The organism is Acinetobacter sp. YH12102, assembly GCF_013419125.1.
GTDB classification, from domain to species: Bacteria; Pseudomonadota; Gammaproteobacteria; order Pseudomonadales; family Moraxellaceae; genus Acinetobacter; species Acinetobacter pseudolwoffii.
Map to the genome: position 1 here is coordinate 217282 of NZ_VPAS01000004.1, position 13381 is coordinate 230662.

The 13381-nt window shown below is 40.8% G+C and carries 13 protein-coding genes; 1 reads left to right on the forward strand and 12 read right to left on the reverse strand.

Annotation, left to right across the window (positions count from 1 at the left end; translation table 11 throughout):
- Window positions 1-485 precede the first annotated feature (485 nt).
- The 4 genes from FTU42_RS05530 to FTU42_RS15020 all read right to left on the reverse strand — a co-directional run bounded on the left by FTU42_RS05530 (window position 486) and on the right by FTU42_RS15020 (window position 3806).
- Window positions 486-1181, reverse strand: a complete 696-nt coding sequence (locus FTU42_RS05530) for a methionine ABC transporter permease (protein WP_005096687.1) — start codon at window positions 1179-1181, stop codon at window positions 486-488.
- Complete coding sequence (locus FTU42_RS05535; protein WP_005096688.1) at window positions 1178-2203, reverse strand: methionine ABC transporter ATP-binding protein; 1026 nt, start codon at window positions 2201-2203, stop codon at window positions 1178-1180. Before FTU42_RS05535 ends, FTU42_RS05530 begins: the two co-directional genes overlap by 4 nt.
- Window positions 2204-2279: 76 nt before the next feature.
- Window positions 2280-3155 (reverse strand): MetQ/NlpA family ABC transporter substrate-binding protein, encoded by an 876-nt coding sequence (locus FTU42_RS05540; protein ID WP_180075784.1) that lies wholly within the window; start codon window positions 3153-3155, stop codon window positions 2280-2282.
- Between the two features lie 441 nt (window positions 3156-3596).
- Window positions 3597-3806, reverse strand: a complete 210-nt coding sequence (locus FTU42_RS15020; protein WP_373686731.1) for a GNAT family N-acetyltransferase — start codon at window positions 3804-3806, stop codon at window positions 3597-3599.
- A 49-nt stretch (window positions 3807-3855) separates the two neighbouring features.
- Here FTU42_RS15020 and FTU42_RS05545 point away from each other — a divergent pair, with 49 nt between their 5' ends.
- Window positions 3856-5058: a hypothetical protein gene (locus FTU42_RS05545; RefSeq protein ID WP_180083149.1), complete on the forward strand. Its 1203-nt coding sequence runs from the start codon at window positions 3856-3858 to the stop codon at window positions 5056-5058.
- 53 nt (window positions 5059-5111) lie between these two features.
- On the opposite strand, the gene purD is transcribed toward FTU42_RS05545, so the two are convergent.
- The 8 genes from purD to FTU42_RS05585 form a co-directional block, all read right to left on the reverse strand.
- The gene (gene purD / locus FTU42_RS05550) at window positions 5112-6395 is read right to left on the reverse strand and encodes a phosphoribosylamine--glycine ligase (protein WP_180050266.1); all 1284 of its coding nucleotides are present in this window, start codon (window positions 6393-6395) and stop codon (window positions 5112-5114) included.
- Window positions 6396-6557: 162 nt separating this feature from the next.
- Window positions 6558-8132: a bifunctional phosphoribosylaminoimidazolecarboxamide formyltransferase/IMP cyclohydrolase gene (gene purH / locus FTU42_RS05555; RefSeq protein ID WP_005096691.1), complete on the reverse strand. Its 1575-nt coding sequence runs from the start codon at window positions 8130-8132 to the stop codon at window positions 6558-6560.
- Between the two features lie 95 nt (window positions 8133-8227).
- Window positions 8228-8497 carry a DNA-binding transcriptional regulator Fis gene (gene fis / locus FTU42_RS05560; RefSeq protein WP_001086304.1) on the reverse strand — a complete coding sequence of 90 codons (270 nt, stop codon included), beginning with the start codon at window positions 8495-8497 and terminating at the stop codon, window positions 8228-8230.
- A 396-nt stretch (window positions 8498-8893) separates the two neighbouring features.
- Window positions 8894-9748 carry a DUF3426 domain-containing protein gene (locus FTU42_RS05565; protein WP_005171257.1) on the reverse strand — a complete coding sequence of 285 codons (855 nt, stop codon included), beginning with the start codon at window positions 9746-9748 and terminating at the stop codon, window positions 8894-8896.
- Window positions 9749-9763: 15 nt separating this feature from the next.
- The gene (gene prmA, locus FTU42_RS05570) at window positions 9764-10669 is read right to left on the reverse strand and encodes a 50S ribosomal protein L11 methyltransferase (protein WP_005171256.1); all 906 of its coding nucleotides are present in this window, start codon (window positions 10667-10669) and stop codon (window positions 9764-9766) included.
- Between the two features lie 129 nt (window positions 10670-10798).
- On the reverse strand, window positions 10799-11686 hold the full coding sequence (locus FTU42_RS05575) for a bile acid:sodium symporter family protein (RefSeq protein ID WP_005096694.1): 888 nt from the start codon (window positions 11684-11686) through the stop codon (window positions 10799-10801).
- Between the two features lie 88 nt (window positions 11687-11774).
- Window positions 11775-12662: a bile acid:sodium symporter family protein gene (locus tag FTU42_RS05580; RefSeq protein WP_159138171.1), complete on the reverse strand. Its 888-nt coding sequence runs from the start codon at window positions 12660-12662 to the stop codon at window positions 11775-11777.
- A gap of 145 nt (window positions 12663-12807) precedes the next feature.
- Window positions 12808-13278: a hypothetical protein gene (locus tag FTU42_RS05585; RefSeq protein WP_005171252.1), complete on the reverse strand. Its 471-nt coding sequence runs from the start codon at window positions 13276-13278 to the stop codon at window positions 12808-12810.
- Window positions 13279-13381: the final 103 nt, after the last annotated feature.

Below are 13381 nucleotides of genomic sequence, written 5' to 3' on the forward strand. Positions count from 1 at the left end.
GAAAATGAGGGGAAATGCTGAACTTTTAGATTTTAATTAAATGTTGATTCGGGGCTTTGTTCATATCTATAACGAGACGGCATTGTTAACCGAAATTGAATTTCTGACTAGCGACATGGATGTCGCTAGTTGATCTGTGGCACAAGGAAGTATCATCAAGCCAACAGAAGATTTTTGTTACCTTGCATAGCAGTGCTATTCATCTTTCAAAAGTAAAAGAAGAATTTTAAATATTAGTAAGTTTATTCATGACATTATTTGAAAAATAGAATTTCGTTATTTTTACTTCAATTTTAACTTTGTAATATTTGTGCCTTACTTTTGACGGGGCAAAAGTAACAAAACCCCTTTATCTGATGGTACATCCCAGTACCACAGATCAACGGGCGACTTCCTGTCGCCATGGCACGTATCAAATAGTTGCAGGACTTTACTTTGAAATAATGAGAAAGGGTTCGTAAGTATTAAAAACAATAAAAACTAGATTAACGAAGTCGGGACAACCAGTCCCCCAGACTTTGTACAATCTGTACCAAAATCAATAACACAATCACCGTCATGATCACCACAGAGGTATCAAAACGCTGATAACCGTAAGAAATGGCCAGATCACCGATACCGCCGGCACCGACAGCACCCGCCATTGCTGTTGCACCAATCAAGCTGATGGTGGCAGTGGTCAGGTTCAGAATCAGTGAACTACGTGCTTCAGGTAAGACAAATTTAAAAATAATCTGCATTGGGGTTGCACCCATCGCTTGCGCAGATTCAATAATGCCTTCATTCACTTCCAGTAATGAGGTTTCTACTAAACGTCCAATATAAGGGCCGACATAGATGGTCAGTGGTACAATTGCGGCCCAGGTGCCAATTGAAGTGCCGACCAAAAACTTGGTCAGCGGAATAACGGCAATCAGTAGAATAATAAATGGTAGTGAACGTAGCGCATTGACAATCGGATTGAGACCGTGATAAATCACACGATTTTGCAAGATGCCGTTAGGACGCGTCACCACTAAAGTAATTGCCTGAATAAAACCCCAGATACAGCCAAACAGCATTGCGAAGAACACCATATGAAAGGTTTCTTGCAGCGCTGTCACAAATTGATCCATCGACAGCGAGCTTTTCCAGAACGGCGCAGTAATTGTCGTCAGCCACTGTACAATTAAATCTCTCATGCCTGTACTCCTGCTTGATCTACCTGTACGCCGTTATCTTTCAGATATTGCACTGCAGCGCTAATCTCTGCGGAATCACCCAGGAGCTGAATAAACATCTGACCAATCACCGAACCATTAATTTCGGTCATGTTGGCAAACAGGATATTTAAACTGATATCAAACTGTTTAATCACGGCCTGAATCACCGTTTCCTGTGCCGAGCTGCCAAGGAATTTTAAACAATAAATACTGTGATGATTCTGGTTTTCCAGATTATTCAGAATATTGACCGGCAAATGTTGCTGAAGCACGGTCTGAATAAAATTTTTGGTGGTCGGGTGTTGCGGCTGACTGAAGATCTGTAGCGTGCTGCCGGTTTCAATCACATCACCTTTTTCCATCACAGCGACATAATCACAGACGGTTTCAATGACATCCATTTCATGAGTGACCATGACAATGGTAATACCTTGCTCTTGATTGATTTTTTTGAGTAATTGCAGAACTGATTTGGTGGTTTGTGGATCGAGTGCCGAAGTTGCTTCATCACAAAGTAAAATCTTGGGATGGTTGGCAAGGGCACGGGCAATCCCGACGCGCTGTTTTTGACCACCAGACAATTCATCCGGAAAAGCCTGCCGTTTATGTTTCAGGTCAATAAAATCTAATAATTCTTCGAGGCGTTTTTCCCGTTCAGCCTTGCTCCAGCCCAGAAGCTTCATAGGCATTTCGATATTGGCCGCCACGGTTTTGGTTTGCATTAAATTAAAATGCTGGAAAATCATGCCGATATTGGCACGTTCTTGACGCAATGTTTTGGCATCGAGTGCGGTAAAATCTGTTCCGTTAATCATAATCTGACCTGAGCTTGGACGCTCAAGTAAATTAATCAGACGGATGAGGGTACTTTTACCGGCACCACTATAACCGATGATGCCAAAAATACTGCCGGTTGGAATCGATAGATTAATCTGATTCAAGGCATGCAAGGTTTGACCCTTAAGCTCATACTGTTTTGAAATATCTTTAAATTCAATCATAGTGTCAAAAACTGCATCACGGATAAAAAAACAGGCAAGAAATCGTCCTTGCCTGTTCTAAAAGAGTATTATAGTACTATTTTGATTCAGTTAAATACGTCACCGGCTTGTTTACTGCAACTTTAGTGCCACCAAAATTTTCATCGACATACGCCTGAACTGCTGGCGTATGATACAAGGCACCTACTTTTTGCAGTACAGGATCCGTTTGACGATCTGCTGCAACCGCTAATACGTTTACATTCATTTTTGTGCTTTGATCAATTGGCTCATAGTAAACCGCATCTTTTAATACGTTTAAACCGCCTTCCATTGCCAGCGTATTGCCTAGCACAATCGCATCAACTTCATCTTTTACACGGACTGCAGTTGCCATTTGAATGGGTTTGATCACGATTTTTTTTGCATTTTCAGCCACATCAGCTGTTGTGCCTTTTACATTGTCAAAGCCAGCTTTTAATTTGACCAGACCTGCCGATTGTAAAAGTAATAACGCGCGTGATTCATTTGCACCGTCGTTTGGAATGGCAATGGTTGCACCTGTTTTAAACTCATTCAAAGATTTTACTTTGCTTGAGTAAATTCCCATTGGTTCTAAATAGGTGGTAGACAATGGTGCAATTTTTGCTGTATTGGCATCGTTATAGGCAACCATATAGGCATATGACTGGAATGCATTGACATCGATTTCTTTATTGGCAACGGCTGTGTTCATTGACACATAGTCAGTGAAATTTTTCACATCAAGTTTAATGCCGGCTGCTTTGGTTTCAGGTAATGTGGCGATATAGCGCCATACATCTGCATCTGAACCGGTCGATGCCATGGTTACGGTTTGAAGGCCATTCGCATCTTTGGCTTGTGCTGCATCATTGGCAGGCGCTTCTTGTTTGCCACACCCAGTCAAAGTTAATACAGAGGCACTCAATAAAACGCCAAGTAATTTTTTCATGAAATTTTCCTAATTTTAATCTTGCCTAGAGTATAAGCATTTTTAAATCGTGTTAAATAAGATTTTTATACGATCTAAGTATGTGTCCTGATCGTTGTTGGTGCTGGCCTTAAACTAAAAGATCCAAGCCTACAGCAATTGTTCTGGTGAACCCGATCAAGTCAGAAATGCCACAAACCTGATTGTAAATGATCTATTTTGGAGAGAAAAATAGATAGTTTATAAGCACATGAAGTAGTTTGAGCATTCTGGGATTGTCGATATCATAGCAATAAATCTATATTCGATATACTGGATAGCAAAGCCTTGTTTAGCTCTTTAATTGAATAAAAAACCAAGTTGTTTTATAAAAATATTAATTAAAACAATATTTTATTTATATTAGGGGTATGGTTTTTAGGGGGGTGTTTAAATAGTGAGCTTTATAAGATTTTATCCAATCTAAATCATAAAAATGGATATATATGATTTATTGATGGAATCAAAGTAGCGTTGCGCTGTTCTAGACATCAGGGTGTTATCTCGATTCAGCTTCTTTGGGAAATAGTACATAACTTCATCGTCTGTGCACATTTGGATAAATGGGTCGGTGTCGGAGTCTTTCCATTGGCGGAGGATCAGGCTAGGGGGCTGAATGCTTATGGATGGCATCGTGGTATTACACTATTATTGACGAATTAATTATAACAGAGATGTATTTGTGAAGAATTATCAGGATAAGGAAACAGGTCAGATTTATGCTTTTGAAGATGATTATGATCCCTTTCTTTCTGATAATCGTAATACTCCTAAGACACTAACTAAAAATATTAAAACAAGACCAACAGAAACATCAGTTTGGTATGATGGTGGTTGGATTGAGAGAACAGATGCGCCAATTGATTATATAGAGCCTACTTCTAGCGTACCATCATACAATCCTGCTTGGATGGTACATTTAAAACCCTATTCAGCAATAGTGAGTGATAAACAACCACAGTTTCAGTTCTCATTAGATCAAATCAATAACAATTCTTATGATGGAATGCAATTATCTAAAGTAATAGGAATACTTTCTTTAGAGGATAATTTAGATGTATTGATCAGCTATGATGGTGGAATAGCAATACCTCAAAGTGAAAAATTTTCAAAGAGAGTTGATGGTATTACTAAGTTAAATGAAATTCTCTGTCGTTTTTTATTAGGTGGAATTCATACAGAAGTATTGCATCTACATGAGTTAACAGTAGGGACTTTACATGAAAAAACGCACTTATTTTGTTATGCACCATCGCTTTATAATCAATTGAGATTCAATTGGGCATCTATTGCAGATAGGTTTCAGCCATTGATGGTTCCAAGAGTTTTACATTTAAATGATTTGCAAAAAGCTTATATGGATGGGCGAGAAATTCTTGAATCTATACCTACTTTCACGCCATTTTTTCTTTTAAATGGTTATACATCGTTAATCAATCAAAATATTAATGATGCTTTAAATAATCTTTGGATTGTTGTTGAACAACTTACAGAAATTTTATGGAAGCAAATTTATATTAGGCATAAAGATAATTATCCAAGACGAGTGCAAAAGTGTCATGCAAATTACAAAGAAAGTAATTATTTAAAGCATATTGCTACAAAACATAAGCTTTTGAGGTTGGCTAAAGTTATCACAAGGCAAAATTATAAAATACTAGAATGCGCTCGAAAATCTCGTAATAATTTAGCACATAGAGGAAGACAGCCAAATCGTGAAGTAGTTATTACGTTATGGGAACAATTGCCCGAACTTCTAGAGTCTGCTACGGATTATAAAAATATAGGTATGAGAGAAATAAAAATTGGACAAGAAATCAATTGGAATAATTCACATAATAATAATTTTGATGAATGGAAAGAATTAGTATCTCTGATGAAATAAATGTATTAAAAAACCCCGCACTCAGCGGGGTTTTTACTTAATCAAAATTAAGATTAAGCATTTTCACGTGCAATGGCACGGTAACCGATATCTTTACGATATTGAACGCCGTCGAATGTCACTTTTTTGCAAAGTTCCAAAGCTTTGGCTTGTGCTTCACCAATCGTATTACCAAGCGCAGTTACGCAAAGTACACGACCACCCGCAGTCACAATCTCGCCATTTTCATTGGCTTTCGTACCGGCATGGAAAACTTTTGCATCAGTCATTTCAGTGTCTAAACCAGAAATCACATCACCATTGCTTGATGTTTCTGGGTAGCCTTTTGATGCCAGTACGATACCGACAGTCTTGCGCTCATCCCATTCAGCTTCTTTCGGTAAATTACCGTCTAAGCCTGCTTGAACCAAATCCACTAAAGATGATTTTAAACGCATCATGATGGGTTGAGTTTCAGGGTCGCCAAAACGACAGTTGAACTCGATCACTTTCGGTTGACCTTGTTCATCAATCATCAAGCCAGCGTACAAGAAACCAGTATAAACGTGACCGTCTTTTTTCATACCTTCAACGGTAGGACGCATCACTTCATTCATGGTTTTTTCAAATACATCCGCAGTCACAACAGGCGCAGGCGAGTAAGCACCCATACCACCCGTGTTTGGACCTTGGTCGCCTTCAAAGATACGTTTGTGATCTTGTGAAGTCGCCATAGGTAAGATGTTGTCGCCATCAATCATACAAATGAAAGATGCTTCTTCGCCTGCAAGGAATTCTTCAATTACAACGCGAGAACCTGCATCGCCAAATTTGTTGCCTGCAAGCATGTCATCGATCGCATCAAATGCTTCTTGATTGGTCATGGCAACGATCACGCCTTTGCCCGCAGCAAGACCGTCGGCCTTAATGACGATCGGCGCACCATTTTTTTCAACAAATGCTTTCGCAGCATCTACTTCTGTAAATACATCGTAAAACGCAGTTGGAATGTTGTGGCGTTTTAAGAAATGTTTCGCGAAAGCTTTAGAGCCTTCAAGCTGCGCAGCAAATTGAGTTGGACCCCAAATTTTTACACCCGCTTCACGGCAAGCATCAACGACACCGTTTACCAATGGAGCTTCTGGGCCGACAATGACAAGCTCAACGGCATTGTTTTTTGCGAAATCGATAATCGCAGCATTGTCTAAAATACTTAAATTTACGTTTTCACATTTATTTTCAGTGGCTGTACCTGCGTTGCCCGGAGCAACAAAGACTTTTGCAACTTTATCGTCTTGTGCGATTTTCCATGCAAGTGCATGTTCACGACCGCCATTACCCAAAACTAAAATATTCATCTAAAAATCCCTCAAAAGAATAGAATCCCACCTTGCGAAGCCATGCTTCTCACCCTGTAAAAAAGAAGGGCTTCACGAATAAAAATGTCCCTTTATTTGTGAAAAGTCCCCCTTTTTACAAAGGGGGATTTAGGGGGATTAATAAATACGACTTTGAATCAATTAGTGACGGAAATGACGCATGCCAGTGAACACCATCGCAATACCTGCTTCGTCAGCAGCCGCAATGGTTTCTTCGTCACGCATAGAACCACCCGGCTGGATAATGCATTTGATACCCGCTTTAGCGGCGTTATCAATACCATCACGGAATGGGAAGAATGCGTCAGACGCCATGACAGCACCCTCAACCACCAAGCCAGCATGTTCAGCTTTAATTGCAGCAATACGAGCAGAGTTAACACGGCTCATTTGACCTGCGCCAACACCAATGGTTTGACGGTTTTTCGCATAAACAATCGCATTAGATTTCACGTATTTTGCGACTTTCCAAGCAAAGATCATGTCATCAATTTCTTGTTCAGTCGGAGCGCGCTTGGTCACCACTTTAAGATCAGCTTTAGTAATCATGCCCAAGTCTTGATCTTGTACTAACAAGCCGCCATTCACGCGTTTGTAATCAAGTTGCGATTGACGCGCATCGATTGCTGGAAGTTCACCGCAAACTAAAACACGTACGTTTTTCTTCGCACCAGTCACTTCAAGTACGCCATCAGCAATACTTGGTGCAATGATCACTTCAACGAATTGACGCTCAACAATCGCTTGTGCAGTTGCAACGTCTAATTCACGGTTGAATGCAATGATGCCGCCAAATGCAGATTCGGGATCTGTTGCATACGCAAGGTCATAAGCCGCTTGAATGCCGTCTAAAGACACTGCAACGCCACATGGGTTTGCGTGCTTTACGATTACACAAGCAGGTTTCGCAAAAGATTTAACACATTCAAGTGCAGCGTCTGTGTCTGCAATGTTGTTATAAGAGAGTTCTTTACCTTGAAGCTGTTTCGCAGTCGAAACTGAGGCTTCTGTCGCTGTGTCTTCAACGTAGAACGCAGCAGACTGGTGCGGGTTTTCACCATAACGAAGATCTTGAACTTTGTTCAATTGTGTATTGAAGGTACGTGCAAACTTGTCCGCTTCACCTTCTTGTTTGCCTACGCGAGCGCCAAGGTAAGATGCGATCATGCCGTCATATTGTGCAGTATGTTCAAATGCTTTTACTGCAAGGTCGAAACGAGTCGCATGCGATAAAGCGCCCTCAGCTTTAAGCTCAGCTACAACAGTGGCATAGTCAGAAGCATTGACCACGATGCCTACAGATGCATGGTTTTTTGCCGCAGCGCGAACCATGGTAGGGCCACCGATGTCGATGTTTTCAATCGCATCAGCCAGTGAACAGTTTGGTTTTGCTACAGTTGCAGCAAATGGATAAAGGTTTACAACGACTAAATCAATAGCATCAATGTTGTGTTCAGCCATCACAGCTTCGTCTAGACCACGACGAGCCAGAATACCACCATGAATTTTAGGATGTAGCGTTTTTACACGGCCGTCCATCATCTCTGGGAAACCAGTATGCTCTGAAACTTCTACTACAGCGACACTATTGTCTTTCAACAATTTGTAGGTACCACCTGTAGATAAAATTTCTACCCCTAGAGCAGCAAGTTCTTGTGCAAATTCAACAATACCAGTCTTGTCAGACACAGAGATTAAAGCGCGTTTAATAGTCATGATCTTCGTCACAGTTTTTAAGGAACAGAATAAAACAAAATCAGCAATTTACAGGTTAAAAAAAATGCCTGCGGAAGCCGCAAGCATTTTATCATTTATTCACTCATTAAACCGTGAGCTTTTAACTTTTTACGTAAAGTACCACGGTTGAGTCCGAGAATCTCGGCAGCACGTGTTTGGTTACCACGTGTATATTCTAGAACTACAGATAGAAGAGGTTTCTCCATTTCTGCTAGCACCATGTCGTATACCTGAGATGGTTGCTCGCCCTGTAGTTGCGCAAAATAATGGCGAACTGCGCGATCTACGTGGATACGTAAAGCAACATCAGATTGTGCAGTAAAAATAGGAGATTTGCTATTCATGCGAATTAATCCGAAAAACAAATATCGCTTGGGTAAAGCGATATAAAAAGTGGTCTAAAATTGAAATGAACTCCGCTTTAGATCCTAAAACTGGAGTTCTAAAACTTAATCATTGCATTGAGCCAATAGCTTGACACATCTCAACGTTTTGGTCGAAAAATAAGCGTAACAATAGTTAAAGTTTTGTTACTGACCAAAATCAAAACAAAAAAATCTGCACGATACGCAATAAATTTTATAGCGCATTAGGCAAGACTGTATTTGTTGTGAAAAAGTAGCGAGGAGTTGCAGCACATAGCTTTCGTGGCGCGTATCATACCATTGTCTAAGCAAAAGTGAGCAAGAAAACTGCATTTTTTTTAACTTTTTTTAATTTTTTAATGCTTTCTATTCAGATTAAGGGCGAATTATTTCCAAACTATAGCGATCAAAGCTTTTACGATCGACAGGAAGCTCAAATTTGAATTTGAATGGACTGTTTTTCGGGATACGTTCAATATTGACCAGACTTTCAATCAGGTACTCTTTGGCAGACAGGTTATAAGTCGCAACAACTTCACCGCGCTGTTCCAGATTGATTTTTAAAATCGGTAAAGCCAGGCTACGGTCATGGAAGTTGATCAGCTCACCGCTAAATTCAGTTTTCTTGTGACTGGTTGCCTTGATCTTGACTTTATTGACCTGAATCAGCGTGTAGTATTTTTCCAGATTGGAACAATTAAACACCTCGCATACATTGTTAAAGGCCAGACTCATGATATGACTATTTTTGATGTATTGCGGATTAAACCAGAAAAACTGGAACAGCAATACGCCAAATAGCATCAGGTTCAAGATGCTCCAGCCAATATAATACATTGGCCCACGGTATATCTGTTTTTCTGCCTGATCTTCCCAGTTCATGCTCGGCAGTACCGAGATAGGTTCGGTACTGAAATAGTTCAGATTGTTTAAATAGGTTTCCAGATCGATATTTGAATGTTCAACTTTCTGATCGAAAATATATAAAAGACTGTGCGTATTTTGCTGTTGATCGCGACCATATACAGGTGGGTTATATCGAGAATAGGTTTGATCCTGAGATGCTGAGGTGGTGACCGAGTTTTGGGCTTCGGCCACCAGATGCGATAAGGCATTAAATGAAGTGGTACATTTGGGACAGCAAACCATACCCTGCGCAATGGTGAGTTGAGCAACTGTGACCTTGTAGGTGGTGGAACAGGTAGGGCAATGGGTTCGTTTGTCACTCATAAACTATTTGTAGACTCATTCATTCTTATGGCGTTTACCCGAGATACGGCACCAGTGCTCGTCTCGTTTTTCTACGTCTAATATATCAAAATAATTTGAGTAAATGCTAGTAACATCAGCAACTTGCTCTTCGATAACTCCGGCAAGTGCGAACTGTCCCTCAGATTTAATTAAAGTTGCGAACTCAGGAGCCAACATCATTAGTGGCGCAGCCAAAATATTGGCAACAAATACGTCAGCCTTGGTAGTGCCGAGTTCATCTCTAAATTCTTCTGGCAGGCCGACATAAAGTTTGTCCAGTACACCATTCAGTTCAGCATTTTGCTGGGTGGCCAGAACTGCTTGTGGGTCAATATCAGTGGCATATGCTTTTTTAGCACCTAAGAGCAGGGCAGCTACCGCGAGAATGCCTGAACCACAGCCATAATCGATGACGATTTTGTCTTTAACGTCAATTTTGCCGAGCCATTGTAAGCACAAGAATGTAGAGGCGTGGTTCCCTGTACCGAATGCCAGACCCGGATCAAGCTTGATATTGACTGCATCGGCTTCAGGTGCTTGCATCCATTCCGGTACAATCCAGTATTTTTCAGCAATCTGGATTGGCTCATACGCATCCATCCAGGTGCGTTCCCAAGCCTGATCTTCAATGAATTCGTACTTGATCGGCGCTTCTGGCATTTGCGCACCAATAAAGGTTTCTAGTGCAGCAACGTCAATTTCTTCGCCTTCTTCCTGTGCATAAATACCAGTCACAATCACTTTATTCCAGAGTGGTGTTTCGCCTGGAAGTGGTTCCAGCAAATCCTGGTTTTCAGCATCATCCAGGGTCACACTCACTGCGCCTAGTGAGCTGAGTAATGTCTCAGTATAATCGACCTGAGCTTGTTCAACCGTAATATGAATTTGTAACCACTTCACAGAAATAACCTTTATACATTTTTCAAAAAGCTATTGTAACGGAAGTTCAGACACAACGCTGCTATCTTCTTGATGCATACCCAAAATAAAAAGGATGCCGAAGCACCCTGTATAAAGCTCTATAAAGACTTATGAAACCTTAGAGAGAAGAGGTGTTCTGTCTAATGGTGCAAAGCGGTTAAGCAGTAGACCAAAAATGGCAGCAAAAATATACATGAAGATTGAATAAACCGCGGCAGGCATGGCCACAGCAGTGCTGGACATCACGGTCAGGGCAATGGTCATGGCTAATGTGCTGTTGTGAATGCCGATTTCAAAGGCACTGGCCCGTGCCTGAGCGGTATCTATATTCATTAAGCGGGGGACAAAATAGCCGATGGTCAGGCTGAAAATACAGAACAATGCCGTGGCGACACCGACCTGAGTCAGATATTCGGCAATATTGGTGCGTTCACTATAGATGGCCCCGACAATAATCAGAATCAAGAATATGACTGCAAAAATACGCAGCGGTCTATTCAGTTTTTCAGTCAGGCGTGGTGCATGATGTCGAATCAGCATACCAATCGCGACAGGAATAATAATGATGCCAAACACCTGAAGAATTTTACCAAGCTGGAGTGTGATCTGCTGGCTGTCCTGCATGAAATGCATAATCGAAAAATTAACGATCAACGGTAAAGTTAAGGCTGCAATCACTGAATTAATCGCAGTCAGGGTGATGTTGAGTGCCAGATCACCTTTGAAAAGATAGCTAAACAGATTGGCCGTACTGCCGCCAGGTGAGGCAGCTAACAGCATCAGACCCACGGCAAGAAGTGGAGGCAGGGCCAAAACTTTACACAGGATAAATGCAATACCGACCAATAAGACCAGTTGGCAAAATAATGCGACTAAAACAGCTTTAGGATGTTGGGTGACCCGGGCGAAATCTTTGAGGGTAAGTTCGAGACCTAAACCCACCATAATAATCGCGAGCGCAAGCGGCAGTAAAATCGTAATAATGCCAGAATCCATCTGTCATGCTCCTTGTTAAAAATTATTTTAATACTTTTGCTTTTCTTGGGAAAAGCATACAGCTTTATCGCAGACTCAGCCAAATAAATTACAAATCCGATAAACGATTTTTATGGCGATAACCGATATATTGGCGACTCATCATTACCCCGAAAATAGTCGCAAAACTATACATGACAATGGTGTAAATGCCGGCCGGAATTGCCATAGTGACATCGCCTAAGACCGAAATCGCAATGGTGATCGCAATCGCCGTATTATGAATGCCGATTTCAAAGGTACAGGCCCGTGCCATTTTTTCTGGAATACCCATCAGTAGCGGAATGCAATAACCAATAAACAGGCTGGAAAAACATAAAATCACAGTAGCTAAACCAATACTGGAAAAATATTCAAAGAGATTAAAACGATCTCTAAAAACGGCAAATATCAAGAGTATGCTTAAAAAACTAATTGAAACGAAGCGCATCGATTTGCTGACGGTAATGGATAAATGTGGAAATTTGGCTCGAAGCAGCATCCCGATGATCACGGGGATCAGGGTAATTAAAAACACCTGTATCATTTTTTCAACTGGAAATGTCACAGTCGAGTCGTGACTCATAAAGTATTGTAATGAGAGATTGATAATAAAGGGCAGGGTGAAAATAGAAATGATGGTATTGATGGCAGTCAGGGTGATATTCAGTGCGACATCGCCTTTATACAGATAGCTAAACAGGTTGGCGGTTGGGCCTCCTGGTGAAGCGGCCAGAAGCATTAAACCTACTGCGAGTAAAGGAGCTAAGTCCAGAATCAGGCAAATAAAGAAAGCAATACTGGTCAACAGCACGAGCTGTGTAAATAGGGCAATAAAAATGACTTTAGGATAGCGGCTTAAGCGCAGGAAATCCTTGATTTTTAATTCGAGTCCCAGCCCCATCATCATGATTGCCAATGTAATAGGCAAAAAAAAGTTAAAAAACCCCGAATCCATGAAAAATCCTTTTTATTATTGATTTTTAGATAGATTTTAAGTGTAGCGGAGCTGAATAAATAAGCAATATAAAACGAGCAAAATGTATTCACTTTGCCCGTCAAAGCTTTTACTTGAAATGTAAGCTATTTAGAGCTATGACAGCTTACATGCCTGGCTGAGTTTGCATTTGCGCATCAGGCGGAGTCTGCTGGTCATTCATTGGTTGCTGCATTTGCGGCTGGCTCATTTGTGGTTGCATTGGCTGACTGTGCATTTGGGATTGTCCCTGAGGGCGTGGCGGCATAAAGCCTAAAGCACATTTACCTTTGACTTCGGTTCCATTAATGGTGGCGGTGGTCGCGCTACTATTGCCACTACAGGTACTCATGAGTTCAGCTTCATCACCTTTGATTGAAGCATTTTTTGATGAAGCGAAAAACTGTGGCTCACAGGTTCCATTCCAGATAATGCCTCGATGAGCAAAACTGACTTGAGCACCTTGGGTTTTGCCTTTACAAACCTGTTGATACTTTTGCGCATTATAAGTGGTTTCGACCTTATCATTTGCTGAGGCTGCAAATGGCGCAAAACATAAACCACACAGAACAGTTGAGAGAAAAATATTCTTATTCATCAGTTATACCTTTGTTTGTAATGTAAGCAGTATATAGCTTAAAAAATACTCAAAATTAAACAGTGTAAATCGAGTAATTTTCTGAACTTATATGTTTAATTTA